The organism is Streptomyces sp. CY-1, assembly GCF_047218265.1.
GTDB lineage: Bacteria > Actinomycetota > Actinomycetes > Streptomycetales > Streptomycetaceae > Streptomyces > Streptomyces niphimycinicus.
This window is the reverse complement of the sequence record NZ_CP178393.1, coordinates 3,870,428-3,896,206: the sequence shown is the minus strand read 5'-3', so window position 1 is coordinate 3,896,206 and position 25,779 is coordinate 3,870,428. Positions and strand designations below refer to the sequence as shown.

Annotated in this window: 21 protein-coding genes and 2 pseudogenes; 6 read left to right on the top strand and 17 right to left on the bottom strand. The window is 71.8% G+C overall.

What is annotated here, in order from left to right:
• Positions 1 to 425 precede the first annotated feature (425 nt).
• The 6 genes and pseudogenes from pcaB to ACK1X7_RS16965 form a co-directional block, all read right to left on the bottom strand.
• Entirely contained in the window at positions 426 to 1,715 is a 1,290-nt protein-coding gene (pcaB, locus tag ACK1X7_RS16990; protein WP_385157037.1) for a 3-carboxy-cis,cis-muconate cycloisomerase, read from the bottom strand.
• 25 nt (positions 1,716 to 1,740) lie between these two features.
• Positions 1,741 to 2,493 (bottom strand): protocatechuate 3,4-dioxygenase subunit alpha, encoded by a 753-nt coding sequence (pcaG, locus tag ACK1X7_RS16985; RefSeq protein WP_413115282.1) that lies wholly within the window; start codon positions 2,491 to 2,493, stop codon positions 1,741 to 1,743.
• Positions 2,493 to 3,260, bottom strand: a complete 768-nt coding sequence (pcaH, locus tag ACK1X7_RS16980; protein ID WP_413115281.1) for a protocatechuate 3,4-dioxygenase subunit beta — start codon at positions 3,258 to 3,260, stop codon at positions 2,493 to 2,495. The genes pcaG and pcaH overlap by 1 nt, the downstream gene beginning before the upstream one ends.
• 66 nt (positions 3,261 to 3,326) lie before the next feature.
• Positions 3,327 to 4,535 (bottom strand): thiolase family protein, encoded by a 1,209-nt coding sequence (locus ACK1X7_RS16975; RefSeq protein WP_385110623.1) that lies wholly within the window; start codon positions 4,533 to 4,535, stop codon positions 3,327 to 3,329.
• 134 nt (positions 4,536 to 4,669) lie between these two features.
• Positions 4,670 to 5,434 (bottom strand): annotated as a pseudogene (locus tag ACK1X7_RS16970) (CoA-transferase subunit beta); the annotation flags it as partial.
• Positions 5,431 to 6,255 carry a CoA transferase subunit A gene (locus tag ACK1X7_RS16965; protein ID WP_385157049.1) on the bottom strand — a complete coding sequence of 275 codons (825 nt, stop codon included), beginning with the start codon at positions 6,253 to 6,255 and terminating at the stop codon, positions 5,431 to 5,433. The gene ACK1X7_RS16965 and the pseudogene ACK1X7_RS16970, both read right to left, overlap by 4 nt.
• A 232-nt stretch (positions 6,256 to 6,487) precedes the next feature.
• Between ACK1X7_RS16965 and ACK1X7_RS16960 the strand changes: the two genes are divergently transcribed.
• On the top strand, positions 6,488 to 6,928 hold the full coding sequence (locus ACK1X7_RS16960) for a MarR family winged helix-turn-helix transcriptional regulator (protein ID WP_078641284.1): 441 nt from the start codon (positions 6,488 to 6,490) through the stop codon (positions 6,926 to 6,928).
• 344 nt (positions 6,929 to 7,272) lie between these two features.
• Here ACK1X7_RS16960 and ACK1X7_RS16955 read toward each other — a convergent pair whose 3' ends face one another.
• The 3 genes from ACK1X7_RS16955 to ACK1X7_RS16945 form a co-directional block, all read right to left on the bottom strand.
• Positions 7,273 to 8,115, bottom strand: a complete 843-nt coding sequence (locus ACK1X7_RS16955) for a putative protein N(5)-glutamine methyltransferase (protein ID WP_413115280.1) — start codon at positions 8,113 to 8,115, stop codon at positions 7,273 to 7,275.
• A gap of 138 nt (positions 8,116 to 8,253) precedes the next feature.
• On the bottom strand, positions 8,254 to 9,102 hold the full coding sequence (locus ACK1X7_RS16950) for a helix-turn-helix domain-containing protein (protein ID WP_385154782.1): 849 nt from the start codon (positions 9,100 to 9,102) through the stop codon (positions 8,254 to 8,256).
• Positions 9,103 to 9,123: 21 nt separating this feature from the next.
• Positions 9,124 to 9,813 (bottom strand): DUF6879 family protein, encoded by a 690-nt coding sequence (locus tag ACK1X7_RS16945; RefSeq protein ID WP_413115279.1) that lies wholly within the window; start codon positions 9,811 to 9,813, stop codon positions 9,124 to 9,126.
• Positions 9,814 to 10,071: 258 nt separating this feature from the next.
• Between ACK1X7_RS16945 and ACK1X7_RS16940 the strand changes: the two genes are divergently transcribed.
• On the top strand, positions 10,072 to 10,377 hold the full coding sequence (locus ACK1X7_RS16940) for a hypothetical protein (RefSeq protein ID WP_361510461.1): 306 nt from the start codon (positions 10,072 to 10,074) through the stop codon (positions 10,375 to 10,377).
• A 340-nt stretch (positions 10,378 to 10,717) separates the two neighbouring features.
• Positions 10,718 to 11,134, top strand: coding sequence for a hypothetical protein (locus tag ACK1X7_RS16935; RefSeq protein WP_361510464.1), 417 nt, complete (start codon positions 10,718 to 10,720; stop codon positions 11,132 to 11,134).
• Position 11,135: 1 nt separating this feature from the next.
• Here ACK1X7_RS16935 and ACK1X7_RS16930 read toward each other — a convergent pair whose 3' ends face one another.
• From ACK1X7_RS16930 to ACK1X7_RS16895, 8 genes and pseudogenes are all read right to left on the bottom strand, one after another.
• Positions 11,136 to 12,068, bottom strand: coding sequence for an oxidoreductase (locus ACK1X7_RS16930; RefSeq protein WP_413115278.1), 933 nt, complete (start codon positions 12,066 to 12,068; stop codon positions 11,136 to 11,138).
• A 100-nt stretch (positions 12,069 to 12,168) separates the two neighbouring features.
• Complete coding sequence (locus ACK1X7_RS16925; RefSeq protein WP_413115277.1) at positions 12,169 to 13,089, bottom strand: alpha/beta fold hydrolase; 921 nt, start codon at positions 13,087 to 13,089, stop codon at positions 12,169 to 12,171.
• A 259-nt stretch (positions 13,090 to 13,348) separates the two neighbouring features.
• Positions 13,349 to 15,763, bottom strand: a complete 2,415-nt coding sequence (locus ACK1X7_RS16920; protein ID WP_413115276.1) for a glycoside hydrolase family 3 N-terminal domain-containing protein — start codon at positions 15,761 to 15,763, stop codon at positions 13,349 to 13,351.
• A 72-nt stretch (positions 15,764 to 15,835) separates the two neighbouring features.
• Entirely contained in the window at positions 15,836 to 16,651 is an 816-nt protein-coding gene (locus ACK1X7_RS16915) for a carbohydrate ABC transporter permease (protein ID WP_385154800.1), read from the bottom strand.
• A gap of 104 nt (positions 16,652 to 16,755) precedes the next feature.
• Positions 16,756 to 17,700 carry a carbohydrate ABC transporter permease gene (locus ACK1X7_RS16910; protein ID WP_413115275.1) on the bottom strand — a complete coding sequence of 315 codons (945 nt, stop codon included), beginning with the start codon at positions 17,698 to 17,700 and terminating at the stop codon, positions 16,756 to 16,758.
• The gene (locus tag ACK1X7_RS16905) at positions 17,700 to 19,058 is read right to left on the bottom strand and encodes an extracellular solute-binding protein (protein WP_385154797.1); all 1,359 of its coding nucleotides are present in this window, start codon (positions 19,056 to 19,058) and stop codon (positions 17,700 to 17,702) included. Before ACK1X7_RS16905 ends, ACK1X7_RS16910 begins: the two co-directional genes overlap by 1 nt.
• Positions 19,059 to 19,349: 291 nt before the next feature.
• Positions 19,350 to 20,393, bottom strand: a complete 1,044-nt coding sequence (locus ACK1X7_RS16900; RefSeq protein WP_413115274.1) for a LacI family DNA-binding transcriptional regulator — start codon at positions 20,391 to 20,393, stop codon at positions 19,350 to 19,352.
• A 605-nt stretch (positions 20,394 to 20,998) separates the two neighbouring features.
• Positions 20,999 to 22,206: pseudogene (locus ACK1X7_RS16895) on the bottom strand (RNA-guided endonuclease InsQ/TnpB family protein).
• A 174-nt stretch (positions 22,207 to 22,380) separates the two neighbouring features.
• Here ACK1X7_RS16895 and ACK1X7_RS16890 point away from each other — a divergent pair.
• The 3 genes from ACK1X7_RS16890 (at position 22,381) to ACK1X7_RS16880 (ending at position 25,564) form a co-directional block, all read left to right on the top strand.
• Positions 22,381 to 22,974: an RNA polymerase sigma factor gene (locus tag ACK1X7_RS16890; protein WP_385156219.1), complete on the top strand. Its 594-nt coding sequence runs from the start codon at positions 22,381 to 22,383 to the stop codon at positions 22,972 to 22,974.
• A gap of 1 nt (position 22,975) precedes the next feature.
• Complete coding sequence (locus ACK1X7_RS16885; RefSeq protein ID WP_413115273.1) at positions 22,976 to 24,229, top strand: CU044_5270 family protein; 1,254 nt, start codon at positions 22,976 to 22,978, stop codon at positions 24,227 to 24,229.
• Between the two features lie 78 nt (positions 24,230 to 24,307).
• Entirely contained in the window at positions 24,308 to 25,564 is a 1,257-nt protein-coding gene (locus ACK1X7_RS16880) for a hypothetical protein (RefSeq protein WP_413115272.1), read from the top strand.
• Positions 25,565 to 25,779: the final 215 nt, after the last annotated feature.

Genomic DNA, 25,779 nt, shown 5'->3' with positions numbered 1-25,779 from the left:
CCCCGTTCCGGGGGCTTCGCCCCCTGGTCCCCGTTTCGGGGCTGCGCCCCCGGCCCCCCGTTTCGGGGCCTGCGCCCCCAGAGCCTCCGTTTCGGGGCCTGCGTCCCCAGCCCCCCGTTTCGGGGGCTTCGCCCCTGGCCCCCGCCTCGGGGGCCTCGCCCCTGGGCCCCAGGGGGTTCGCCCCAGAGCCACGGGCTCTGCCCTCGGACCCCGGGGCGGGGCTTTGCTGCCTGAGTGCGGGCCGGTGGGTGGATTGTGCCCACTCGTTCCGCCCTGCGGCACGATTGCCCACAACGGTGCACATTCCAGCCCCTCCGGCGATTGAGGAGCGGGGGTCCGGGGGCGGAGCCCCCGAAGTGGGGGGCTGGGGGCGCGGTCCCCAGTTTCGGGAAGGGGCGGGGTGGGGAACTTGCCGCCCAAGGACACTACGCATCGCGCCCCAGCGCCCGATCGACCAGCGCCGGGGCCGAACCCACATACGTGCCCGGATCCATAAGCTCACGCAGCCGCTCCGGAGGCAACGCACCCCCCAGCGCCTCCGCCAGCCCCACACCCCCCTCCGCGACCCGCCGCGACGCCTCGGTCAGCAGTTCCTTCGCACGTGCGCGGCCAACCACCTCCCCCAGCGCGGCCGCGATCCGCTCGCTCACGATCAGACCGCCCGTCAGCCGCAGATGCTCGGCCATCCGGTCGGGAAACACGCGCAGACCGGACGTCAGCTCCACCGCGTCCCGGGCGGAGCCCCCCGCGAGCCGCAGCAGCTCCCGTAGCGGCTGCCACTCGGCGTGCCACGCCCCGCCCGGCCGTTCGTCCTCCGCGGCCAGCGCGCCCAGCAGGGTCGCGGCGAGCCCCGGGGCCTGACGGGCGGCGGCGGCCATCAGCGTGGCACGCACCGGGTTCGACTTATGCGGCATCGCGGACGATCCACCACCCGCCCCCTCGGCCACCTCCCCGATCTCCGTCCGCGAGAGCACCAGCACATCCGCCGCCACCTTCCCCAGCGCCCCCACGGCGAAGGCGAGCGCGGAGCCCAGGTCGGCGACGGGGGTGCGCAGGGTGTGCCACGGGAGGTCGGGCTCGGCCAGCCCGGTCGCCTCGGCGAAGCGCGTCAGCAGCCCGACCCCCGCGACCCCCGCCCCAAACGCGGCCAACGTGCCTGCCGCGCCACCCAGTTGGGCGGGTGGCCGCAGCGCCGCGAGCCGGTCACGGGCGTCCAGGACCAGCGCCCGCCAGCCCGCCGCCTTCAGCCCGAAGGTGGTGGGCACGGCGTGCTGGGTGAGGGTGCGGCCGGGCATCGGAGTGTCGCGATGCGCGGCGGCGAGCCGCGCCAGCTCCGCCGCCGTACGGTCCAGATCGGCCACGATCAGCGGCAGCGCACGCGCGGCCACCAGCATCGTGGCGGTGTCCACGATGTCCTGGCTGGTCGCCCCCCGGTGCACATACGGCGCGGCCTCGCCGTCCGTATGGGCCACCGCCGCCGTGAGATCGGCGACCAGCGGGATGACCGGGTTGCCCCCGGAGCGGGCGCGCAGCGCCAGATCGCGTACGTCGTACAGCTCGACCCGGGCCGCGGCCGCCACCGCCTCCGCCGCCCCGGCCGGTGCCACCACCCGCGCCAGCGCGGCCTCCGCGTCCAGCATGGCCTGCACAAACGCGGTGTCGCTCGTGGCGGCCTCCACCGCCGACCCGGCCCGCACCGGGGACAGCAGCCCCACGTCGTGGCCGTCCGAAGGACGAGAACTACCGGAACTCAAGGAAGACCGTCTCCCCTTCGCCCTGCAAACGGATGTCGAAGCGATACGTCCCCGGCGGGGACCCCGCCGTCGCCACCAGCGTCTCGCGGCGCGCCGGATCCAGCGAGGCGAGCAGCGGGTCGGCGGCGTTGGCCTCGGCGTTCCCGGGGAAGTACACGCGAGTGAAGAGGTGGTGCAGCAGCCCGCGGGCGAAGACGCACACGCTGATGTACGGGGCGGCGGGCGCGGCCGGATCGCCCGGCGGCAGCGTACGGGCCGTCCAGTGGCCGTCCGCGTCGGTGGCGATCCGGCCGAAACCGGTGAAGTCCACACCGTTGCGCCCGAGGTAGCCGCCGGTCACCGGGTCGCGCCGCATGGACCCGCCCGCGCCGGTGAGGGAGCCGTCCGGGCCCGCCTGCCACAGCTCGATCAGCGCGTCCGGAACGGGCGCTCCCTCGCCGTCGTGGACATAGCCGTGGAGCGTGATGGCGCCGGGGTGGCCCGCGGGGGCCATCTCGCCGCCGTCGGGGAAGGGCAGGGCGTAGCCGTAGAAGGGACCCACGGTGTGGGACGGGGTGGGTGCGAGCTTCTCGCCCGGTACGAGCTTCTCGCCGGGTACGGGCTTCTCGCCGGGTACGGGCTTCTCGCCGGGTACGGGCTTCTCGCCGGGTACGGGCTTCTCGCCGGGTACGGGCTTCTCGCCGGGTACGGGCTTCTCGCCCGGCACGGGCTTCTCGGCGGGTACGAGCCTCTCGGCCATCAGCGGCCCTCCTCGATCCAGGTGGCGGACGGCCCGTCCAGCACGATGTCCCAGCGGTAGCCCAGCGACCACTCCGGCTGCGACAGCGCGTGGTCGTACGCCGCGACCAGCCGCTGCCGCGCCGACGGATCCGTCACCGACTGGAGGATCGGGTCGTAGCCGAAGAGCGGATCGCCGGGGAAGTACATCTGGGTGACCAGGCGCTGGGTGAACGCCGAGCCGAAGATGGAGAAGTGCAGATGCGCGGGGCGCCACGCGTTCTCGTGGTTGCGCCACGGATAGGCGCCCGGCTTGATGGTGGTGAAGCGGTACGAGCCGTCGTCGTCGGTCAACGTCCGCCCCACACCGGTGAAGTTGGGGTCGAGCGGCGCGGGGTGCTGATCGCGCAGATGGGCGTAGCGGCCGGACGCGTTGGCCTGCCACAGCTCGACGAGCTGGCCCCGGACGGGGCGGCCCCGGCTGTCCAGGAGCCGTCCGGAGACGGTGATGCGCTCGCCGAGCGGTTCGCCCTGGTGCTGCGCCGTGAGGTCGTTGTCGATCGCGGTGATGTCGGTGTGGCCGAAGACGGGGGTGTGCAGCTCCACGGTCTCCGGGTCGCCGTGGACCGCGACCAGCGGCTGCTTGGGGTGGCGCAGCACACTGCTGCGGTACGGGGGGAAGTCGCGCGGCGGATGGTCGGCGGCGGGCGCCCCTTCGGCGCGCGCCTTGTCGTATGCGTCCCGTATGTGGGCGAGTTCGCCGTCGATGTCGGACTGGGTGAGAGTCATGTCTGCTGTCAGCCTTACCTTTCAGCCTTTCCAGAGCCATTACCAGCCTTGCCGTTCCGGTCCGGATCACCGCTCCAGGACGAGGGCCAGGCCCTGTCCGACGCCGATGCACAAGGTGGCCAGGCCCGTCCCCGAGCCGCGGGCGGCGAGCTGATGGGCGACGGCCCCGGCGAGCCGGGCCCCGGAGGCGCCGAGCGGATGGCCGATGGCGATGGCGCCGCCGCGCGGGTTGACGATCGCGGGGTCGAAGCCGGGGTCCTGGGCGGACCATTCGGCGAGGCAGCCCAGCACCTGCGCGGCGAACGCCTCGTTGAGTTCGAGCGTGGCCAGATCGGCGAAGGAGCGGCCCGCCTTGGCGAGGGCGCGGCGTACGGCCTCTACCGGGCCGAGCCCGAAGTACTGCGGCTCGATACCGGTGACGGCGGAGGCGCCGATCCGGGCCAGGGGTTCGCGTCCGGTGGCCTTCAGCCCCTCCTCGTCGACGAGGAGCAGCGCGGCCGCGCCGTCGTTGAGGGGCGAGGAGTTGCCCGCGGTGACGGTGCCGTCCGGCTTGCGGAAGGCGGGCTTGAGCTTGGCCAGGGCCTCGGTCGAGGTGGTGTCGCGGATGGACTCGTCGCGGAGCAGGTCGCTGTCCGGGTACGGCAGCACCTCGGCGTCGTACGCCCCGTCCTTCCACGCCCGCGCCGCCTTCTCATGGCTGCCGAACGCGAACGCGTCCTGTGCCTCACGGGTGATGCCGTGCTTGTCGGCGATCAGTTCGGCGCCCTCGCCGAGGGCGACGGTCCACTCCGGCGGCATGTCCGGGTTGGTCATCCGCCAGCCCAGGGTCGTGGAGTACATCTGCTGATGCCCGGCGGGGAAGGCGCGTTCGGGCTTGGGCAGCACCCAGGGGGCGCGGCTCATCGACTCCACCCCGCCCGCCAGGGCGATATGCGCGTCGCCGACCGCGATCGCGCGGGCGGCCTGCAACACGGCCTCCAGGCCCGAGGCGCAGAGCCGGTTGACGGTCGCGCCGGGGACGGTGACGGGCAGCCCGGCCAGCAGCACGGCCATGCGGGCCACATCGCGGTTGTCCTCGCCCGCGCCATTGGCGTTGCCGAAGTAGACGTCGTCGATGCGTGCCGGGTCGAGGTCGGGGGTGCGGGCGAGCAGGCCGCGCACCACATGGGCGGCCAGGTCGTCGGGGCGCACTCCGGCCAGCGCGCCGCCGTATTTGCCGACGGGGGTGCGGACGGCGTCGACGATATAGACGTCACGCAGGGGAGTGGGGGTCATCGGGTCTCCTTCCCGGGCTTTCCGGCGGCTGCGGGCTCTCCGGCGGCGCCGGGCTTCCTGGTCGCTCCGGACTCTTCGGCCGCTTCGGGCTTCTCGGCCGCTCCGGACTTCCCGGCGGCTTCGGGCTTCCCGGCGGCCTTGAGGGCGCGCAGCGCCGCCAGCTCATCGGGGGTGGGCGGCTCGGTGGTGCCCACGGTGTCGGCGACGGTCAGCTCCCAGCCGGTGGCGGCCCGCACCTGCTCCACGGTGACGCCCGGGTGCAGTTCGGTGAGCACCAGCTCGGCGGTGGCCGGGTCGGGGCGGAGCACTCCGAGGTCGGTGATCACGGCGACGGGGCCGGCGCCGGGCATACCGAGCTTCTTACGGTCGCCGGGGCCGCTGCCGTGGCCCAGGGTCGTCACGAAGTCCAGCCTTTGCACGAAGTTGCGGGTGGAGTGGCGCAGCACCATCAGCACCTTGCCGCAGTTGGAGGCGATCTCCGGGGCGCCGCCCGCGCCGGGGAGGCGGCCCTCGGGCCTGTCCGGGCCGCGGTCCACGACGGTGGTGTTGATGTTGGCGTAGCGGTCGACCTGGGCGGCGCCGAGGAAGCCGACGTCGATCCGGCCGCCCTGCAACCAGTAGTTGAACACCTCCGGGACCGGGATCACCGCGTCGGCGGTGTCGGCGAGTTCGCCGTCGCCGATGGACAGCGGGAGCCGGGTGGGCTTGGAGCCGATGGTGCCGGACTCGTAGATGAGGACGAGGCCGGGGTTGACGGTGGCGCGGGCGAGGTTGGCGGCGGTGCTGGGGAGCCCGATGCCGACGAAGCAGGTGGTGGCGTCGGCGAGCGCGCGGGCGGCGTTGACCTCCATCAGCTCGTCGCTGGTGAAACCGGTCGGGCCGGCGGGGGTCGCGGTCATCGGGTGAGAGCTCCCTCGGTGTTGCGCACGTTGTCGTCGATCCACTGCGTGAACGCCTCGCGGTCGCGGGCGATCGGGTCCCATGCCTGGTAGAAGGCGTTGTCGCGGGTCGAATACCCGGCGGCGTAGGAGGGGTGGGCGCCGCCGGGGACGACGGAGACGGCGTCGATCACCCAGGTCGGCAGGACGATCCCGCCGGGCCGTGGCGTCAGCTCCTCGACGATCTCCTCCACGGTCACCAGCACCCGGTCCGCCGCGAGCGCCGCCTCCTTCTGTACGCCCGTCAGCCCCCACAACTGCACATTTCCGGCGCGGTCTGCCTGCTGGGCGTGGATGACGGTGACGTCGGGGTTGAGCGCCGCGACGGCGGCCAGCTCCTCCCCGGTGAAGGGGCAGACGACGGTGGAGACGGTGTCCGTACGGGTCGGGATGTCGCTGCCGCGATAGCCGCGCAACACGGCGAACGGCAGCTTGGAGGCGCCCGCCACATAGCGGTTGGCCATGCCCGCGTGGCTGTGCTCGTCCAGCTCCAGCGGGCGGGGCCAGCCGTTCTCGACGGCGTCACGGAAGCGGTGCAGCGAGCCGACGCCGGGGTTGCCACCCCAGGAGAACACCAGCTTGCGGACGAGTCCGGCGCCGATGAGCTGGTCGTAGATGACGTCCGGAGTCATCCGGACGAGGGTCAGATCGGTGATGCCCTGGCGGATGACCTCGTGCGCGGCGGCGTACGGGATCAGGTGGGTGAAGCCCTCCATCGCGATGGTGGCCCCGTCGTGGACGAGGTCCGCCACGGCGTCATGCAGGCTTCGGATGTCGGCCATCGTCACTCCGCTCATTCCGCTCAGTCCGCGGTCAGGATGCTCAGCTACTCAGCTATCTCAGATGCTCAGTGTGCTGACTAATGTGGTGTCGGTTCCGCACGTTGCCATTGGCTGGTGCGCTCGTCAAGGGAGTCTAGGGTGAATGTCGGCCTCTCGACATGGGGTCTTCCACAGGGCAGAATCACTCAGTGCACGGAGTAATGGCGTAGCGGGAAGGCCAGGAGGGCACGGCATGGGCGGCGCGGTGGATCTGAACACGCACCCCGGGCATCTGGCCCGCCGCTTCCAGCAGGCGCACTCCCTGCTGTGGGGCGCGATGGTCTCCGAGGAGATCACCTCGCCGCAGTTCGCGGTGGTCAACGCGCTGACGGAGAAGCCGGAGATCGACCAGCGGACCCTGAGCGAACACGTCCACCTCGACCGCTCCACCATCGCCGACCTGGTCGCCCGGCTGGCCCGCCGCGGCCTCCTGGAACGGGTCCGCGACCCGAACGACGGCCGCCGCAATGTCCTGCGCCTGACGGAGGAAGGCGCCCGGGTCCACCGGAAGCTGGTCACACGGACGGCCAGAATGAACCGGGTCTTCCTCTCCCCGCTGGACGAGACGGAGCGGGAAACGCTGCTGCGGCTGATCGCAAGGGTCACGGACGCGGCGGAGGAACTGCGCGCGTAGGTGCGTGGGGTGCGTGGGGTGCGTGGGGTGCGTAAGGGGGCGGCGCGCTGCCGCTCCAGCCGGGTCCCGCTGGGTGTCCGGCGGATCTTTCCCCTCCCCGCCCCTTCCCGAAACTGGGGCTGCGCCCCAGACCCCCGCCGGGGCTGCGCCCCAGACCCCGCCGGGGCTGCGCCCCAGACCCCGCCGGGGCTTCGCCCCAGACCCCGCCGGGGCTTCGCCCCAGACCCCGCCGGGGCTTCGCCCCAGACCCTCGCCAGACCCTCGCCGGGCCCTCGCCGGGGCTTCGCCCCTGGGCCCCGCTCCTCAAACGCCGGAGGGGCCGGGCGGGCTCCCCGCCTCAGGCGTCAAGGTGCGTCGGAGATTCCCCGAGGCGCCGGCGGCCTCGTCCCGATGATCACTGTCGCCTCCAGCTCCCCGCACTCGGCCAGCCGAGGCTCCAGCCCGTCCCCGGCAACGATGTCCATGGCCGAGGCCGCCTGCCGCCCGCTCGTCTCGAACAGCAGCGAGCCACCCGGGGCCAGCCATCGGCCCGCCTCGGCGGTCACCCGGCGCAGAACGTCGAGCCCGTCCGCACCGCCGTCCAGCGCCACCCGCGCCTCATGCACCCGGGCCTCCGGCGGCAGCAGCCCGACCTCCTCGGTCGGCACATACGGGACGTTGGCCAGCAGAACATCGACCCGGCCGCGCAGCACGGCGGGCAGCGGTTCGTAGAGATCGCCCTCGTACACCGTGCCGCCCACGGGCTCGACATTGCGCCGCGCGCAGGCCACCGCGACGGGGTCGATATCGGCCGCGTACAGCTCGACCACATCCAGAGCCGACGCCAGCGCGGCACCCAGCGCGCCCGAGCCACAGCACAGATCGACCACGACGGCCCCGGGCCGGGCCAGCGCCTCGGCCTGCTCGACCAGGAACTCGGTGCGCCGGCGCGGCACGAAGACCCCGGCGTCGACGGATATCCGAAGCCCCCGGAACTCCGCCCAGCCGAGCACATGCTCCAGCGGAAGCCCGGCAGCGCGCCGGTCCACCATGGCGAGGAGCCCGGCCGGGGTACGAGCCGTGGCGAGGATCAGCCGCGCCTCGTCCTCGGCGAACACACACCCGGCGGCGCGGAGCCTGGAGACGACGGCAGGAAAGGTGACAAGTGAAGACGAAGCTGAAGCTGCTGAAGCCGATGAAGCGGACATGGAAGCCTGGAAGCCTTTCGGAATCCCCGAGGGCACTCCCGGCAGTCAGCTATCCCGTGTATCCCTGCGGCGAGAGCACCCAGCCTGAACTGGCATTGATGGGTCTCACCTCCTCGGTGCGTACGGGCGACGGCCACACTACCCGATCAGCGTCCGCCGGGCCTCGTTGATCAAGCGCTGGGCATCGGCCCCGAAGACGGCGGATTCGCGGAGGGTGTTCCAGGCGCGCAGATAAAGGGCGATGCTGTCGGCGTCGTTGATCCAGAGTTCCGCATGCCAGTCCTCGACAAGCACCAGCCGCTCGTCGTGGACCCAGAATCCATTGGCGGGCTGGATCTTCAAAGGCGCGGCGAAGGGCACGATGCCCAGCTCGACCGTGTCCAGGCCGACGACGCTCATGAGCCGGTCGAGCTGGGCTGCGAGCACCGACGGCGGGCAGACGAGGGCGCGCAAGGCGCCCTCCCACATGAGGATGTGGTGCCGCTTGCGCGAGTCGTACAGCCCTTCCTGGCGCCGTAGCCGACCGCGTACCGCAGCCTCGGTGTCCCGTGGAGACTTGTGCAGGTCTGCGTTCCGGGTGAAGACCGCTCTTGCGTAGTCGGCCGTCTGGAGCATGCCCGCCACGAGACAGTTTTCCCAGATGCGCAGTGTGGCTGTGCGGTCGTGTTCAGCGGTGATCGCGTCCTGTACGGGCTTGTGCCCGGCCGCCAGTTGGCGGCGCCACGACCGGATGCGGGAGTCCAGTCCGTTGAACCGGGAGAGCAGTTCCTCGGCGGCTTCCGGCTGGTCGGTTGCCGTGGCCCAGGCGCGCAGATCCTCGGCTGTCGCTGTCTGGCGCCCGTTCTCCAGCTTGTAGATCTTGGAGTGCGGCCAGCCCAGCCGCCTCGCGAGTTGTGGACCGGTGAGCCGACCTTCTGGGCGTGACACACGCAGCTCCCGAAGCCGCGCTCCTAGGGCCACCCGCGCCTGTTGAAAGTCAGTGCTCACCGGGCACACGGTACTTGCAACCTACGTGGTCAGTCCCGCCGCGAACTTCTCGTATCGCACCGCGTAATGCCACGCCGCGTCACGTACCTGAAGGTAGCGGTTGACCTCGGCCGGCTCGGTGATCAGCTCGACGTCGATCAGCTCGTCGTCCTCATCGAAGTTGAGGAGAGCGACCAATCGGGAGTCGAAGACCCAGAAGTCCTCGGCGGGCAACCGCAGCCGGTCGGCCTCCTCGCGCCACAGGTTGCGGATGTCCTCTCCGACGTCACAGTTGCGCTTGGCGTTGTTGAGAAGAAAGAGCTGCCCGGGAGTCGGCGGATTGTCGACGATGCGGACGCGCTCGAAGCGCTTGCCTTCCTCCGTCTGCGCCCGGACGTTGGTGCACCACGGGTGGTTGTAGTCCCATTGCACTGTCTCGCCCGCGATGAACTGCGCGTACATGTCGGTGGCCTCGTCCGACGCGAACCGGCGGCGGGTCTCCAGCCGCCACGCGGTGTGGTCGAAGTTCTTGAAGAGGTCGCTGAAGGCGTCCAGATCGATGATCCGGCGCGTCCGGGTGACCTCCTTGGGGCCGAAGTCGACCAGCAGCTCCCGTGGCACCACGATCGGCACTTCTCCCTCGCCCAAGTGCTGGAGTTGGGCCATGTCATCCGGGTCGGTGAGCGGTGTGCCTTGGACGACGATCTCTCCGCTGTCCAGGTCTTCATGCACAGCAGGGCAGGCGCCGTTGGATGACCCCGTCCCGTTGAAGCGCAGTCGTCACGCCATGATCACGTCCTTCCTTGTTGATCTGGACACCACGAGCATGCCGCACCTACGGGCACGCTCGGTATGCCTTCTGTGACCCTGCGTGAGATCAATCAAGAACATTCAACAGGGGGGCGAGAACATTCGAGAACATCGCGTGGCACCCGCCAGCTACCCCTCCCTAGCGTCCTGTTCACGCAGAACACGGCGGAAGTGGGAGCGATGAGAATCCGCGAACAAGACATCGAGGCGATGAGTGCCGATGGGCACGCAACGCCCAGAGCCGAGGCCCAGGCCGTGGCCGATCTGCTGCGCCAAGCCCTGCACCGCCTCGGCTTCACCCCGGACGTGCCGCACGGCGTCGAAGGCGGGGAGCTGTACTGGCCGACCCTGCGGGGCGAACTCACGGTGTCCGGCTATCCGCTGGTGGCCCTGGGGCGCATCCCCCTCGACAGCGCGAACCGGCTCGCGGATGTCCTGATGCGGGCCGCGCTGGAGGAGCAGACGAAGAACGCCACCCCGGCGTAGGCGGTACGGATCCCGCCTCCCCCTTGAACCCCCGTACCGACTGGACCGGAGCCCTGGCAGGTCGAGCCCAGCCGGAACGGGTGCAGGTGCACGACGGCGCGAGGAGAGCCCCCGTGCCGACAGCACAGAAGGGATCATCCCGATGCGGTCGACAGGACACAAGACCGTCTTACGGCAGGACCCGGAGGACGGCGACACCATGCCCGACTCCGACGCACCGTCGCCCCCTTCGGGCGGCGACTGCGGTGGCGGTGACGGCTGCGGCCGTCGATAACCCCGGTAGGCAGGGCAGTCCCGGCCACCGCGGGGGCTGCCCTCTTCGGTCAGTGAAGGCGGCACATTGCGGCACCACCACGGCTACACCTGGCTCGGCTCGGGCCACGAACTTCTCAAGGACGGACCCAGACGACCCATCCACCCCGAGTTCAGGAGCGCCAAGGTCGTCCCTCTCGAACTCGCCCACTGGCTGCTCAAGCCGCCCACCTTCATCCAGGGGACCTGGACCGACCCCACCCAAGCCGCCGACTGGTTCGGCACCCGGGCCCGCGAACACGTCGGCTCCTTCGCGTCCGTCCACGACCGCGCGCCCGAGACACTGTCCGCGAGGGTCCAGGGCGCCGCCAAGGCGGTGGCGGGCGGGGAGGACGTCGTCGGAGGGTGGTACCTCACCGGGCAGCGGTTTCTCTCCGTATGCCTGATCTCCTGCGGCCCCCACTGCTTACGCCCCGAGATCGGCTGTCCGCAGCGACCGACGTGAATCAGCTCGTGAGCGCCTCGTACCGCACCCCCGTCAGCCGCTCGGACGCGGCCCACAGACCCCGGCCCGCCGGGTCGCTGCGGGTCCACTTGGCGCGGGTCGAGTGGACGGGGGAGCCGTGCCAGAGGCCCTGGAGTGGGGGGCCGAAGAAGTCGTTCTGGCGGACGTCCGGGGCGGTGGCCGCGTACAGGGTGGGGAGGGCGCCCTGGTCCGGGGTCTGGGCGAAGTAGCGGTTGCCGATTTCCATGAATCGCTCGGTTGCCCGGCGGCCCTCCATCTTCGGGGCGGCGGTCTGGAGGTTGGTCGAGGCGTAGCCGGGGTGGGCGGCGGCTGCCACCAGGTGGGCGTTTGTCGCGCGCAGGCGGCGGGAGAGTTCGTGGATGAAGAGGAGATTGGCGGACTTGGAGCGGGCGTAGGCGGTCCAACGGCGGTAGCCGCGCTCCATGTTCAGGTCGCGCGGGTCGACCGTCCCCAGCATGTGCATAAAGCTGGACACGCTGACCACCCGCGCCCCCGGGCCCGCCTCCAGCAGCTTCGGCAGCAGCAGGCCGGTCAGCGCGAAGTGCCCCAGGTGGTTGACGCCGAACTGCATCTCGAAGCCATCGGCGGTGCTGCGGCGCGGGAGGGCCATCACGCCCGCGTTGTTGATGAGCAGATCGAGCCGGTCGCCCTGGTGCTCGGCGGCGAAGGTGCGTACGGACTTCAGATCCGCGAGGTCCAGCGGCGCGACCCGCACATACGCGCCCGGCGCCTGCGCCCGGATCCGCTGCGCGGCCTCGGCCCCGCGCGCCTCGTCGCGGCAGGCGAGCACCACCTGCGCGCCGCGCCGTGCCAGCTCCCGGGCGGTGATGAAGCCGAGGCCGCTGTTGGCGCCGGTCACCACGGCGGTGCGGCCGGTCTGATCGGGGATGTCGCTCGCGGTCCAGCCCTTCATCACGTGCTCCTTCGCGGTGTGCCCTACGCGCCGGTAGCCCCGGTGTCCGGCGACAGCCTAGGGTCGCGGCCGCAAGGGTGCGAGGCGGAGGGCTGGTTGGTTACCGGTCGGTTGGCCGCCGGTCGGTTGGCCGCCGGTCGGGTGCGGCCTTGTTCAGGAGGGACGTGAGGATGGGCTCGGCGTGGGTCCACAGCACCGCGCCGCCGATCCCCGGGACGACGCGGCGGCGGGCGCCGGGGATGCGGGTGGCCAGGAACGCCCCGTTGTCCGGCGAGTGGCCGGTGTCCCGTTCGCCGTACCAGATGTCGACTGGGACGGTGATCTCGGTGAGATCGAACGGCCACCGCCCCATGGCCAGGACCGTGTCGCGAGCGTAACCGGCCGCCCCCTGGGCGAAGCCCTCGGCCAACGCGAGGCGGTAGGCGGCCGCGAAACCGGGTTCCCGGTACACGGCCAGATCGCACTCCGGGCTTCCGGCCATCACCATGGCCGACATCGCCTCGGCGTCGAGTCCCGCGAAGAACTCCTCGGCGCCGGCCGGGTCCCGCGCCGTCCGGTCGACCAGGCCCCGCAGATCCGGAGGCAGGGCGGTGGCGAACTCCGGCGTGGCGAACTCCGGCGCCGCGACCTCGTCCGCCCCGGAGACGACGACCAGCGCGGAGACGACGCCCTCCACGGCACAGGCGAGCGCGAACGGCGCACCCTGGGAATTCGCGACCATGGCCGGGTGCCCCAGCCCGCGCAGCGCGGCGAGTTGGCGGATGTCGTCGGCGAAGTCCGAGAAGCTCCGGCCGGGCGCGGGGGTCGAGACGCCCAGTCCGGGACGGTCCACCGAGACCAGCCGCACCCCGAGCGCTTCGACGGTAGCCGCGCCGAAGCCGAGCCACCGGCTCGTGGCGGCACCGGGACACAGCACCACGGCTGAGCCGTCCGGCGGGCCCCACTCGGCCCACCCCAGCGACCGCCCGTCGGACAGCCGTTCCTCGCCGAGCCGTGCGGGATCATCGATGTACAAGCTCATGGCCCTGATCCTTGCCGCTGTCAGGGCGCCGCGCAGGCGAGTTTCGCCAGGTGCGGGTCGCTCCGAACCGGTGGCGGCTTCTGTCGGACGTATGAGCGATGATCTGCCCGTGGCGTATTCGACGGGGGAGGACGGGGGAGCCCGCTTCCGCTGCCCGGCCGCACCCTGCCCGAACCGTTCGCCCACGCCTGGGCGCTGGTGGAGAAGGGGGAAGGGCCGGTCTGAACCGGCCCCGCCCCGTCCGCGACTTCACCCGCCCCTACTTCACCCGCGCCTCGCACACCATCCGCCGCCGGTGGTCCACCGTGCGCTCGGGTCCGGTCAGCGTCAGCGGGACCGTGTGCCGTACGCCGGAGTCGGCGCTGGAGGAGGCCAGCCGCAGCTCCAGCGCGCCCGGTTCCACCACCCTCGTGCCGTCGGCCCGCAGCGGATACGAGGCGAGGTCGGCGTGGAAGGCGAAGTGGACCTCGGCCGACTCGCCCGGCCGCAGCGGCACCCGTGCGTAGCCGATCAGCCGGGACACCGGCCGGGCGATCCGGGCCACCGGGTCATGGAGGTAGAGCTGGACGACCTCCGTCCCGGCGCGGTCACCGGTGTTGCGCACGGTCAGCCGGACCGTGGTCTCCCCGTCGGTCGGCACCTCGGCCGCGTCGGCCTCCGGGCGCTCCCAGGCGAACGAGGTGTACGACAGCCCATGGCCGAAGGGGAACAGCGGGGTCGGGTCGATCGAGCTGGCGTCGCCCCGCAGTCCGAGCGGCGGCTGTGCGTACGTCCAGGGCTGGCCGGCGGACGCGTACGGGACGCTCACCGGCAGCCGCCCCGAGGGGTTGACCCGGCCGCTCAGCACCCCGGCCACCGCCGGGCCGCCCTCCTCACCGGGGAAGAACGCCTGCACGGTGGCGGCCAGCAGCCTCGACCAGCGGCCGAGGGCGTACGGCCGACCCGTGAACAGCACCAGTACCACCGGGGTCCCGGTGGCCACCAGGGTGTCCAGCAACGCCCCCTGGTCTCCGGGAAGTTCGAGGTCGGTGGCGTCGCAGCCCTCGCCCGAGGTGCCCCGGCCGAACAGCCCCGAACGGTCGCCCAGCACCGCGACACACACATCCGCGTCCGCCGCCGTCCTGGCCGCCTGCGCCAGCCGGCTCTCGGCGGTGAGCGCCGCCGCACCGGCCGAGGCCACCGCGCCCGGGTCCCCGGCGAACCCGGCCGGACCGGGCGCGGCGCACCCCTCGGCGTGGGTGATCCGCGCACCGGGCAGTTCGGCGCGCAGTGCGGCGAACAACGTAGGCACCTCGATGCCCAGGGGCAGTTCGGGGTGTTCCACCCCCACATGGCGGGGGAAGGTGTAGCAGCCGAGCATGGCGGCGGGGTCGTCGGCGAGCGGGCCGACCACCGCGATCCGGGCGTCCGGCGCGAGCGGCAGCACATCGCCGTCGTCGGCGAGCAGCACCACCGACTCCTCGGCCAGCTCGCGTGCCACGGCCCGCATCCCGGGCGGATCGAGATCGAGGCCGGGGGTTCCTGCGGTTCCCGCGGGCCCGGCGGATTCCGCGGGCTCCGCGAGCGCCGACGGCATCGGCGACCAGTCCGCGTCCAGCAGCCCCAGCTCGCACTTCTGCCGCAGCACCCGCAGCGCCGCCCGGTCCACCAGCGCCTCGTCCACCTCCCCGGCCCGCACCGCGTCCCGCAGCGGGGTGCCGAAGCAGCGCACCGCGGGCAGTTCCACATCCACCCCCGCCGCCAGGGCGAGCCCGGCCGCGTCGCCCCGGGTGGCGGCGACCCGGTGGGCCAGCTCCAGGAAGGACACCCCGAAGTAGTCGGCGACGACGGTGCCGGTGAAGCCCCAGGTGTCGCGGAGCAGTTCGGTCAGCAGCCAGGGGTTGGCGGCCGAGGGCACACCGTCGATGTCGTTGTAGGAGTGCATGACCGACCGCGCGCCCCCGTCCCGCACCGCCAGCTCGAAGGGCGGCAGGATGACGTCGGCGAGTTCGCGCGGGCCGATGGAGACCGGTGCGTGGTTGCGGCCGCCCCGGGAGGCGGAGTAGCCCGCGAAATGCTTGAGGGTGGCGACGATCCCGGCGGACTCCAGGCCGCGGACATACGCGGTGCCGATGGTCGCGACCAGATACGGGTCCTCGCCGATGGACTCCTCCGTACGGCCCCAGCGCGCGTCCCGCACCACGTCCAGCACCGGGGCCAGACCCTGGTGGATACCGGCCGACCGCAGCGAACCGCCGATCAGCTCGGCGGCCCGCCCCACCAGCGCCGGGTCGAAGGACGCGCCCCAGGCGAGCGGGGTGGGGAAGACGGTGGCGCGCCAGGCGAAGAAGCCGGTCAGACACTCCTCATGGGCCAGCGCCGGGATCCCGAAGCGGTTCCCGGCGGCGATCCGGGTCTGGAGGCGGGCCAGCGCGGCGGCGCCCTCGGCCGGTTCGACGGGGGCGGTGCCGAAGGGGCGGGTCAACTGGCCGACGCCATGGGGGAGGAGGCCATCGAGGTCCACGGCCTCGGACACCTCGTGCTGGAGCGGGGCGACGTCCTCGCCCTCCTCGGCCTCGGATCCCGGCCATACGCCGGCGAGTTGGGCGAGCTTCTCCTCCAGCGTCATCGAGGAGAGCAGGGCCGCCGCGCGGTCCTCGGCGGAGAGGGAGGTGTCCTGCCAGGGCTGAGGCATGAAGCTCCTTGTCGAGGTGGGGGAACGGCTCGCCTGCCGCCGGAGGCGGCCTGCGCACGCGCCGGGATCGGCCTATTTGCCGCCCATGCCCATCAGTCCGTTGATCAACTGACGGCGGGCGAAGAGATAGACCAGGAAGATCGGGAGGATGGAGAGCACCACGGCGGTGAGCAGCGCCGGGGTGTCCACCCGGAACTCGCCCACGTAGTCGTACAGCCCCAGGGTCAGCAGCCGGTTGCTCTTGGACTGGGTGAGCAGCAGCGGGAAGAGGAAGCCGTTCCAGGCGTGCAGGGCCGACATCACCCCGACCGTGGAGATCCCGGACCGCGACAGCGGCACGACGAGCTGGAGCAGCACCCGGGTCGGGCTCGCCCCGTCCAGCGCCATCGACTCGTACAGCTCCTCGTCGATATCGCGCACCGTGCCGACCAGGATCAGCACGCTGACCGGGAGAGAGAAGGCGGCCGTCGGCAGGATCACGGCGAGCAGGGTGTCGTACAGATGGAGCTTGGTGATCACCAGATAGACCGGGATCACCACCGCCTGGGAGGGGATCGCCAGCCCCAGCAGGAAGATCTGGAAGATCCGGCGGGAGGCCCGGCCACGGGCGCGTACGACGGTGTAGCCGACGGTCACCGACAGCGTGATCACGATGGCCGCGCATACGGCCGTGACCAGGGCGGTGTTGAGGAGGTAGGAGAGGAAGTCGGAGCGCAGCACCCGCCGGTAGTTGGCGAGCGTGGGGTGGTCGGGCAGGGCCAGCGGCCCGTCGTCGATATAGCCGTCGCGGGTCTGGAAGGTGGCGGCCACCAGGACGTACAGCGGCAGTCCGACGATGCCGAGCCAGATCAGGGAGCCGAGCCCGGCGGGGTAGTTGGCACGCGGCAGACCCCGGCGGCGGAGGCGGGGGCGGGGGCCAGGGGCCGCCGGGGTCCTGTTCGGTGTACGGACGCCGTCCGGGGGGTGGCTTTTGCGGTCGTGGAGGACGTCGGTCACATCCCCTCCCGGGTGCTGCGCATCGCGGCGAAGCCGGTGAGCCGCACCAGCAGCAGCGAGACGGTGGTGGCGACGACGACCAGGATGGTGGCGACCGCGCTGGCGTAGCCGAGGTCGAACGCCTGGAAGCCGTTCTTGTACATCAGATACGGCACGATCGTGGTGTCCGTGCCCGGCCCGCCCTTGGTGAGGATCAGGACGGTGTCGAAGAAGGTCAGCGCGCCCACCACCATGATCACCGAGGAGGTGACGATGGTGTTGCGGAGCTGGGGCAGGGTGATCGCGAAGAACTGCCGTACGGTCCCGGCGCCGTCGATCGCGGCGGCGTCGTAGAGCGAGCGCGGGATGGCCCGGGCGCCGCCCTGGTAGATCAGGGTGTGCAGCGGGATGAACTGCCAGGCGGTGACGAAGAGCACCGCCCCGAAGGCGCCCTTGGAGCTGCCGAGCAGATCGCCGTCCGCGAAGCCCAGGGCGGGCCCGATGTCCGCGATCAGGCCGAAGTTGGGGTCCAGCAGCGACTTCCAGACCAGCGCGAGCGCGACGGAGGAGCCCAGCAGCGGCAGGAAGAAGATCGCCGACAGCACGGCCCGGTTGCGCTGCCGACCGGCCGCCCATACGCCCAGCAGCAGGGCGAGCGGGGTCTCGAACACCCAGGTCAGCACGGTCAGCACCAGGCTGAGCCAGATGGCCTGATGGGTTTCCGGGTCGTCCCACAGCCGGGACCAGTTGCTCATCCCGGTCCAGCTCGGGGTGCCGATCCCGTCCCAGTCGGTGAAGGCGAGGGCGCCGACCAGGACCATCGGGGCCACCGCGAAGAAGACGAAGAACAGCGCCCCGGGCAGGGCCCAGACGACGCCGGGCCGACCGACGCCGGGCCGGCCGACGCTCCGGCGCGGTTCGCGGGTCGGGGGCCGCTCGCGCGTCGCGGCGGCGTCCGCCATCACATGCCCTTCAGGGCGTCGACGAACTCGGTGGGGCCGAGCTGCCCGTTGAACAGCTTCTGCACGGCGGTGTGCAGCGGCGGGGTGTACTTGGCGGGCAGCGCCTGGTCCCAGGAGAGCGTGAAGTCGGGGGCCCGCTTGACCAGGTCGTACTGGAACCGCGCGTAGTCGGGATTCTCATGCTTCCCGAGCAGGGAGGCGGCGTCGGAGGTGGCGGGCACGTCCCCGTTGGCGATGAGGTCGCCGGAGTAGTCCTGCCGGGCGGCGAACTTCACGAATTCCAGCGCGGCCTTCTGCTTGTCGCCCTTGACCTTGGCGTTGATCGACCAGTAGTTGGTCGGATTGCCGACGACGCTCTTGGGGTCACCGCTGCCGCCGGGGACGGCCGGGAAGGTGGTCCAGCCCAGCCCCGACTTGGCGAACGCGGGCTGATTGGCCTTCTGGTTGGCGTACTCCCAACTGCCCATCAGATGCATGGCCGCCTTGCCCTTGGCGAAGAGCGTGGAGGCCCCGTCGGCGGTGTAGTTGACCGACTTGTAGTTCTTCCCGAACGCGCCCCGGTCCACCAGATCCTTGATCGTCTGCGCCGCCTTGAGCACCGCCGGGTCGTCCCACGCCGCCATGCCCTGGCTCTGGATCTTCCGGAACACCCCGGCCCCGCCGTAGCGGTCCACCAGGTACTCCACCCACATCAGCTCGGTCCACGGGTCGGTGCCGGCCAGCGCGAACGGGGTGACGCCCTTGCCCTTGAAGGTGTCGATGAGCTCCAGCAGCTCGTCCCAGGACTTAGGGGGCCCGGCCCCGGCGGCCTCGAAGACGTCCTTGTTGTAGAAGAGGATCACCGGCTGCATCCCGCGCATGGGGATGCCGTAGTGCTTCCCGTCGATCGCGCCCGCGTCGAGGATCGTGGGGAGGAACGCCTTCTTCAGCTCCGGGTCCTTGGCCATGGCCGGGTCGAGGCCGAGCAGCATGTCCTTCTTGACGAAGTCGCTGATGCTGCCGCCGCCCCAGTTGAAGAAGACATCCGGTGCGTTGGGCGTGCCCATGGAGGTGCGCATCTTGTCCGAGTAGCCCTCACCGGGCACCTGGGTGAGCTTCGCCTTGATGTCGGAGGTCTCGTTGAACCGCTTGACGACCTCGCGCTGCACCTTGGTCGAGGCGTCCTGGTAGACCCAGACGTCGAGGGACCCGCCGTCATCCGAACCCCCGGGCCCGCCGCTCCCGCAGCCGGCGAGTGCGGTCCCGAACAGCAGCAGGGCCGCCGCGAGGGTGGACGCGCGAAGGGTGGACCTTGACCTTGACCTTGTCCATGTCTTTGAACTTGACCTTGAACTTGACCTTGACCGAGGTATGCGCATCGTGTGCCTTCCGGAAGTAGCCCGATAATTCTCGGAAGTGGTTGCGTGGAAGGTATGGGGGTGCTGATGCGGTGTCAAGGGCTGTGGCGGGGGCGGGCTTTGTTCCCCACGCCGCCCCTTCCCGAACGGGGGCCGCGCCCCCGCCCCCGAACACCCTTCGGGCGTGTTCTCAAGCGCCGGACGGGCTGGAAAATCCAGCCCGTCCGGCGCTTGAGGACCGGGGTCCGGGGCGGAGCCCCGGCGGGGGGTCGGGGGCGCAGCCCCCGGTTCGGGAAGGGGCGGGGCGGGGGATCAGCCGGCCGCGGGCGGAGCGGTGCTGGCGCGCACAACCAACTGCGCAGCCAGCTCCACCCTCGGCGACTCGATCTCCTCCCCCCGCGCCTGCCGCAACACCGTACGAGCGGCCAACTTCCCCATATCCGCGAGCGGTTGACGAACCGTCGTCAACGGCGGCGCCGACCACCGCACCTCGGGCAGATCGTCGAAGCCGACAATGCTCACATCCTCCGGAACCCGCAGCCCCCGCCGCCGCAGAGCCTCGATCGCGCCCAGAGCCATCTGGTCACTGGAGGCGAAGACGGCGGTGGGCGGGGCGTCGGCGTCCATCAACTGATCGCAGCCGTGGAAACCGGACTCGTGGTAGAAGTCGCCCTGTGCCACCAGCGCCGGATCGAACGGCACACCCGCCGCCTCCAGCGCCGCACGGTGCCCGTCCAGCCGGGCGCGGCTGCACAGCAGCCGAGGCGGACCGGCGATCAGGCCGATCCGGCGGTGGCCGAGGCTCAGCAGATGTTCGGTGGCGGCCATGCCGCCCGCCCAGTTGGTGGCCCCCACGGTGGGCGCGTCCAGCGCGGGGGAGCCGGCCGGGTCGACGACCACGATCGGCACGTTCAGCCGCCGTAGCTCCTCGTGGACCACCGGCTCCAGTACGGACGTCACCAGGATCACCCCGTCCGAGGCGCGGGCCCGCAGGTTCTTCAGCCACTGCCGGGCCGAGCCCGCGCGGCCGTGGATCGCCGAGACCACCGTGCCCACCCCGTCCTGGTGGGCGACCTCCTCCACGCCTCGGATGATCTCCACCGCCCACGGGCTGTCCAGGTCGTTGAAGACCAGGTCCACCAGGGCGGCGCGATCGCCGGGCACGCGCTGGCGGCGGCGGTAGCCGTGGACCCGCAACAGGTCCTCGACCCGGGCCCGGGTCTCGGGCGAGACATCCGAACGGCCGTTGACCACCCGGGAGACCGTGGGCACCGACACCCCGGCCTCCTGCGCGATGGCCGTGATCGTCACCTTGGGCCGGGCGCCGCCCTCGGCGCCCCTGCTCTCCGTAGCCATTCCGCCTCCTCGGTTGACGGGAGCCACCCCCGCCTCTCACTTTCCGGGGCGCACCCTCGGAACCTTGCAGAAGTCTTCCGGAAAACCGGATCGGACGTGAAGAGACGAGAGAGGGACGTCCCCACAAGCTCCTGAGCTTACGCAGCGCCGGGGGGTCGGCGGCCGCCGCCGTCACACCACCGTGCGGGGCGGCTACGGCCCTCGGCGGGGCCGCCCGCACGCTCGGCTGAGCGCCGTGGTCCGCTGGGTCGTTGGCGCCGCTCGGCCGGCTGGGCGCAGCCGCCCGCCTAGCGGTTGGCCCCGTACGACCGGCTGAGGGCTGTCGTCTGCTTGGTCGTTGGCCTGCCGCACCGGCCGTGCGCCCTCGTCCGCCTGGCCGTTGGTCCCGCTCGACCGGCTGAGCGGCTTCGTCTGCCTGGTCGTTGACCCCGTGCCACCGGCTGAGCGCCGCCCTCCGCCTAGCCGGTCACGCCGCACCACTTGGCCGGTGGCCCCGCTCCAGCGGCCATGCACCGCGCCGCCCAAACTTTCCTCTCCCCGGGTGTAAGAAAGCGCGGTCCTCGACCATTGCATGGTGAGAGAGCCGAGTTGACTTCTTCCCCCGCTTAAAGGTGGGGGGTTCCAGCGGTCGCCCGCTGGGTTTCCTGCTTCACCGACGACCGCCCCGTCCGGGAGGACTCCCGTTGAGGTCTTACACCGTCTCCACAGGCAGACGCCGCCAGCCCGGCGGCCAGGATGTTGCGTGCCGCGTTCACGTCGCGGTCATGCACGGTGCCGCAGTCGCACGTCCACTCACGGACGTTCAGCGGCAGCTTCTCGCGGACCGTGCCACAGGCCCCGCACAGCTTCGAGCTGGGGAACCAGCGGTCGACCGTGACGAGTTCACGCCCGTACCAGGCGCACTTGTACTCCAGCATCATGCGCAGATCCGTCCACGCCGCATCCGAGATGGCGCGCGCGAGACGGCCGTTCTTCAGCAGGTTGCGGACGGTGAGGTCCTCGATCACGACCGTTTGGTTCTCACGGACGAGACGAGTGGTCAGCTTGTGCAGGACGTCCCGGCGCCGGTCAGCGATCCGCGCGTGCACCTTGGCGACGCGGCGGCGGGCCTTCTCCCGGTTCGCCGAGCCCTTCGCCTTGCGGGACAGCTCCCGCTGCGCCTTCGCGAGCCGCTTACGGTCGCGGCGCTCATGCCGGGGGTTGGCGATCTTCTCCCCGGTGGACAGGGTCACCAGGGAGGTGACCCCGGCGTCCAGGCCGACCGCCGCGTTCGTGGCGGGGGCCGGGGTGATGGTGTCCTCGACGAGCAGGGAGACGAACCAGCGCCCGGCGGCGTCGCGGGACACCGTCGCAGTCGTGGGCCGGGCACCCTCCGGGAGGGGACGCGACCAGCGGATGTCCAGCGGCTCGGCCGTCTTCGCCAGGGTCAGGCGCCCGTCGCGCCATGTGAAGGCGCTGCGGGTGTACTCGGCCGACGCCCGGGACGTCTTCCGCGACTTGTAGCGCGGGTACTTCGCACGCCTGGCGAAGAAGTTCCCGAACGCCGTCTGAAGATGGCGCAGCGCCTGCTGGAGCGGGACCGAGGACACCTCCGCCAGGAAGGCCAGTTCCTCGCTCTTCTTCCACTCCGTCAGCGCGGCGGACGACTGCACGTAGGAGATGCGGCGCTGCTCGCCGTACCAGGCCCGCGTGCGCTCGTCCAGCGCCTTGTTGTACACGAAGCGGACGCAGCCGAACGTGCGGGACAGCTCGGCTGCCTGCTTGTCCGTGGGGTAAAGCGGTACTTGAACGCCTGCTTGACCTGCTGCGTCACGCCTCACAACCTATCAGCTCCCATGTGAGGGGCGGGTGTCGGCCGGATCTCGGTGAACGCCGAATCACCCTGACGGCGATCCGGCTTTCCCTGCCCTGCTCCGCAGGAGCTTCATTTCCTCCCCCGGCTGAAGCCGGGGGTATCCACGAAAGAGAACCCCGATGAGGAGACGGCGTGACCGACGCCCAACGCTTTCGGGACCTTTACGAGGAGTGCCAACCCCGTGTGCTGGCCTACGCGGCCAGCCTGGTGGGTCGGCAGGTCGGTGAGGACATCACCAGCGAGACCTTCACGGTTGCCTGGCGGCGGATGCGGGACATCCCGACGCCGCCGTTGCCGTGGCTGCTCGGCGTGGCCCGCAATTTGACCCGCGAGCTGCGGCGCCGCGACGGCAGGCAGTACGCCCTGGCCGCCCAGGAGGCCCAGCGCGTCATCACCTCCGGCGCCCAGGTCGAGGACGTGGCCGCGGGGGTGACCGAGCGCGCGGTGGCGCTACAGGCGCTGGCGGGGCTGTCCGCCGCCGACCGTGAGCTGCTGACGCTGGTCGCCTGGCATGGGCTCGGCCCGCGACAGGCGGCGCGCGTCCTCGGCTGTTCCAGCGCCACGTTCGCGGTGCGGCTGCACCGGGCCAGACGGCGGCTGGAGCGGGCCGTGGACGGGGTGAAGCCTTCCCACGACCCCAGCGTCGGCCCCGGCCCCGAGTCCCGCCCCGGCCCCGCCCCTCGCCCTCGCGCCCCTCGTGCGAACGTGACAGTGAAGGAGACCTGAGATGGCACGCAAGCGGCACGATGTGATGAAGACCCTGGCGGACGCGCGGCCTCCGGAGCTCGATCCGGACCACCTGGCCGGTTCCGTACGCGCCCGCCGCGACCTGGAGACCATCCTGGCCGGTCGGGCCGACACGGCCCGTACGGCCGAGACGCCGGAACTCCGCCGGGCCCCGCGGATGTTCACCTGGCGCTGGGCGCTGCCCGTCGCGGCGACGGCGGCCGCCGCCGGAGTGCTCGTCGCCACCCTGCCCCAGGGCGGCTCGGACGCCAAGGGCTCCCGGGCCTCCGTCGGCCCCACGGCGGACGGCGCCCGGCACATCCCGGCCAACGGCCGTCTGGCGCTGCAACACGTCGCCGACCGGCTGGACCGGCTGGACCGGACGGGGGCGGACGAGGGCACGTACTGGCAGGTGACCACGCGGTCGGGCTCGACCGCCGTCGTCGACGCGTCCGGGGAGACCTTCGCGGTGTCCACCTCCGAGAAGCAGCAGCGGTCCTTCGGGGTACGGCCCGGCACGGAAAGCCTCAACATCATGGGGATCGACGCCACCACCAAACCCCGCACCGAGCGTGATACTGCGCGCTGGCAGGCCGCCGGTTCGCCGAATGACCTCACGCTCGCCGACACCGGACAGGGCGGCGGCAGGCTCGGTCTGCGGATCGAGACCGGGACCGGGGCCGGGAAGCGGCCGACGGTGGACCGGATCAACTCGGGCGACCGCATCGCCGCCCTCGGCGCACGCAATGTGACCTACGAGGACCTGCGGAAACTCCCGGGCGACAGCACGAAGCTGAAGCAGGTGCTGGCGGATCTGTACCGGGAGGACGGCGGGAGCGAGGTCCGCGGCCGCACCGAGTGGATGTGGCGGCAGGCGGCCGGGCTGATCGGCCTGCCGGTGAAGGCCGAGGTACGGGCCGCCGCGTACCGCGTGATCGCGGGGCTGCCGGGCATCCGCGCGCTCGGCGAGGTGACCGATCCGCTGGGCCGCGAGGGCGTCGGCTTCGCCCTGCCCGCGTCCGACCGGCCCGGCTACGGGACCGGACGGTCCGAGCTGATCGTGGACCCGTCGACCGGGGCCCTGCTGTCCGAGCAGGAGGTGCTGTCCGAGCCGGACGCGAAGGCCGCGAAGGCGGGGCTCACCTCGGGCATGGTGGTGAACTACACCGCCACCGTCAGGTCGGAGTGGACCGACCGGCAGCTCAAGACCCCGGAAGCCCCGGACGCCCCGGAAGCCCCGGAAACCTCGGAATGACCGGTCGGGGCGGGCTGTAAGAACGGCCAGTCGGCGGCCATTTCCTTCTGAGAACCCCACCCGAGCAGAAGGAAGGTCATGGACAGAACCACAGGACGGCCCAAAACCCGCCGGATCTGGCTGCGCGACGCGGTCACGGTGTGCGCGGTCGCACTCGGCACACTCGGTACCTTCGGCACCCTCGCCGCCCCGGCGAACGCCGCCAACGCCGCCAACGCGGCGCCCGGCGGCACGTCCGCCCCGGCGGCCCGCGCCGCCACCCCGTGGACGCTGCGGACACCGCTGAGCGAGACCGTCTCGACGGAGTTCCAGGACGTCGCCGCGACCGGCGCCAAGGACGCCTGGGCGGTGGGCCGGAAGACGGATGGCGCCGACGGGCCCACCCCCGCGATCAAGCACTGGAACGGCACCACCTGGACGGACGTGCCCGCCGCCGGGGCCGGGGACAAGCCCGGCCAGTTGGAGAGGGTCAGCGCCGCCGCACCCGACGACGTCTGGGCCGCCGGAGTCCAGTTCGGCGACACCACCTCACCGGTCGTGGTGCGGCACTGGGACGGCGAGAAGTGGGCCGACACCGCCCACGCCACGCCCCCGGAGGGGCAGATGAGCTTCGTCGGCGACATCGCCGCGTTCGGCGCGAAGTCGGTCTGGCTGACGAGCTTCGACTGGGACCAGAACAGCGGCGCTTCCACGTCCCACCTGGAGCGCTGGACCGGCTCCGCGTGGCAGCAGGTGTCACTCCCCGCCGCCCCCGGCGGCGGTGAGGTGCGGCCGTGGGACATCACCGGCACCGGCCCTGACGATGTGTGGGTCACCGCCGAGGCCGCGACCGGCGATGTGTCCGTCCCGCTGCTCTACCACTGGAACGGCCGCGGCTGGACGGTCCGCGAGGTGCCGACCCCGGCCGAGCACCCGACCGGCTGGGTCGCCAACCACGCCGTGGCCACCGGCCGCGGTTCGGTCTACGTGGTCGGCAAGACCAACGACGCGCAGGCGCCCGAGGCCACCATGGCCACCCGCTGGACCGGCAGCCGCTGGCAGTCGCTGCCCGCGCTGCCCGTCGACGAGGCCAACGCCGCGGGCGCGGACGGCGCCGGGCGGCTGTGGATCGCCGGCTGGTCCGCCGGCGGCCGCCACTCCGTGATGTCCCGCTGGACCGGTACGAAATGGGCCACCGAGCAGTTGCCCGCCGACGTCACCGAGCACAGCGAGATGTCCACGGTGTCCGGCATCGCCGCGGTCCCCGGGACGAACGGGGTGTTCGCCGCGGGAACGGCGGGCTGCCAGAGCGATCCCGTGCTCTGCGGAGTAGTGGTCTCACGCGACGTGCGCTGACGCTCACGGGACGGGTGCCGACCCTCACGGGACGGGCGCTGACCGCCTGAGGCGGAGTGCGCGGCCCCGCGCAAGGGGAGGCCCCGCTCATGGGGCGGCCCCGCGCAAGGGGAGGCCCCCTCACGGGGCAGGTGGTGACTCCCTCAAGTGGAGGGCACTGCCCCGGGTACGAGGCTGCCCCTCAAGTGGAGGGCACTGCCCCGGGTACGAGGCTG

Excerpts from the sequence above, each read along its gene's own strand:
- pcaG (WP_413115282.1), bottom strand. The coding sequence starts at position 2,493 with ATGGCCGAGAGGCTCGTACCCGCCGAGAAGCCCGTGCCGGGCGAGAAG.
- pcaH (WP_413115281.1), bottom strand. The coding sequence starts at position 3,260 with ATGACTCTCACCCAGTCCGACATCGACGGCGAACTCGCCCACATACGG.
- ACK1X7_RS16975 (WP_385110623.1), bottom strand. The coding sequence starts at position 4,535 with ATGACCCCCACTCCCCTGCGTGACGTCTATATCGTCGACGCCGTCCGC.
- ACK1X7_RS16965 (WP_385157049.1), bottom strand. The coding sequence starts at position 6,255 with ATGGCCGACATCCGAAGCCTGCATGACGCCGTGGCGGACCTCGTCCAC.
- ACK1X7_RS16960 (WP_078641284.1), top strand. The coding sequence starts at position 6,488 with ATGGGCGGCGCGGTGGATCTGAACACGCACCCCGGGCATCTGGCCCGC.
- ACK1X7_RS16955 (WP_413115280.1), bottom strand. The coding sequence starts at position 8,115 with ATGTCCGCTTCATCGGCTTCAGCAGCTTCAGCTTCGTCTTCACTTGTC.
- ACK1X7_RS16940 (WP_361510461.1), top strand. The coding sequence starts at position 10,072 with ATGAGAATCCGCGAACAAGACATCGAGGCGATGAGTGCCGATGGGCAC.
- ACK1X7_RS16930 (WP_413115278.1), bottom strand. The coding sequence starts at position 12,068 with ATGAAGGGCTGGACCGCGAGCGACATCCCCGATCAGACCGGCCGCACC.
- ACK1X7_RS16925 (WP_413115277.1), bottom strand. The coding sequence starts at position 13,089 with ATGAGCTTGTACATCGATGATCCCGCACGGCTCGGCGAGGAACGGCTG.
- ACK1X7_RS16920 (WP_413115276.1), bottom strand. The coding sequence starts at position 15,763 with ATGCCTCAGCCCTGGCAGGACACCTCCCTCTCCGCCGAGGACCGCGCG.
- ACK1X7_RS16910 (WP_413115275.1), bottom strand. The coding sequence starts at position 17,700 with ATGGCGGACGCCGCCGCGACGCGCGAGCGGCCCCCGACCCGCGAACCG.
- ACK1X7_RS16905 (WP_385154797.1), bottom strand. The coding sequence starts at position 19,058 with ATGCGCATACCTCGGTCAAGGTCAAGTTCAAGGTCAAGTTCAAAGACA.
- ACK1X7_RS16900 (WP_413115274.1), bottom strand. The coding sequence starts at position 20,393 with ATGGCTACGGAGAGCAGGGGCGCCGAGGGCGGCGCCCGGCCCAAGGTG.
- ACK1X7_RS16885 (WP_413115273.1), top strand. The coding sequence starts at position 22,976 with ATGGCACGCAAGCGGCACGATGTGATGAAGACCCTGGCGGACGCGCGG.
- ACK1X7_RS16880 (WP_413115272.1), top strand. The coding sequence starts at position 24,308 with ATGGACAGAACCACAGGACGGCCCAAAACCCGCCGGATCTGGCTGCGC.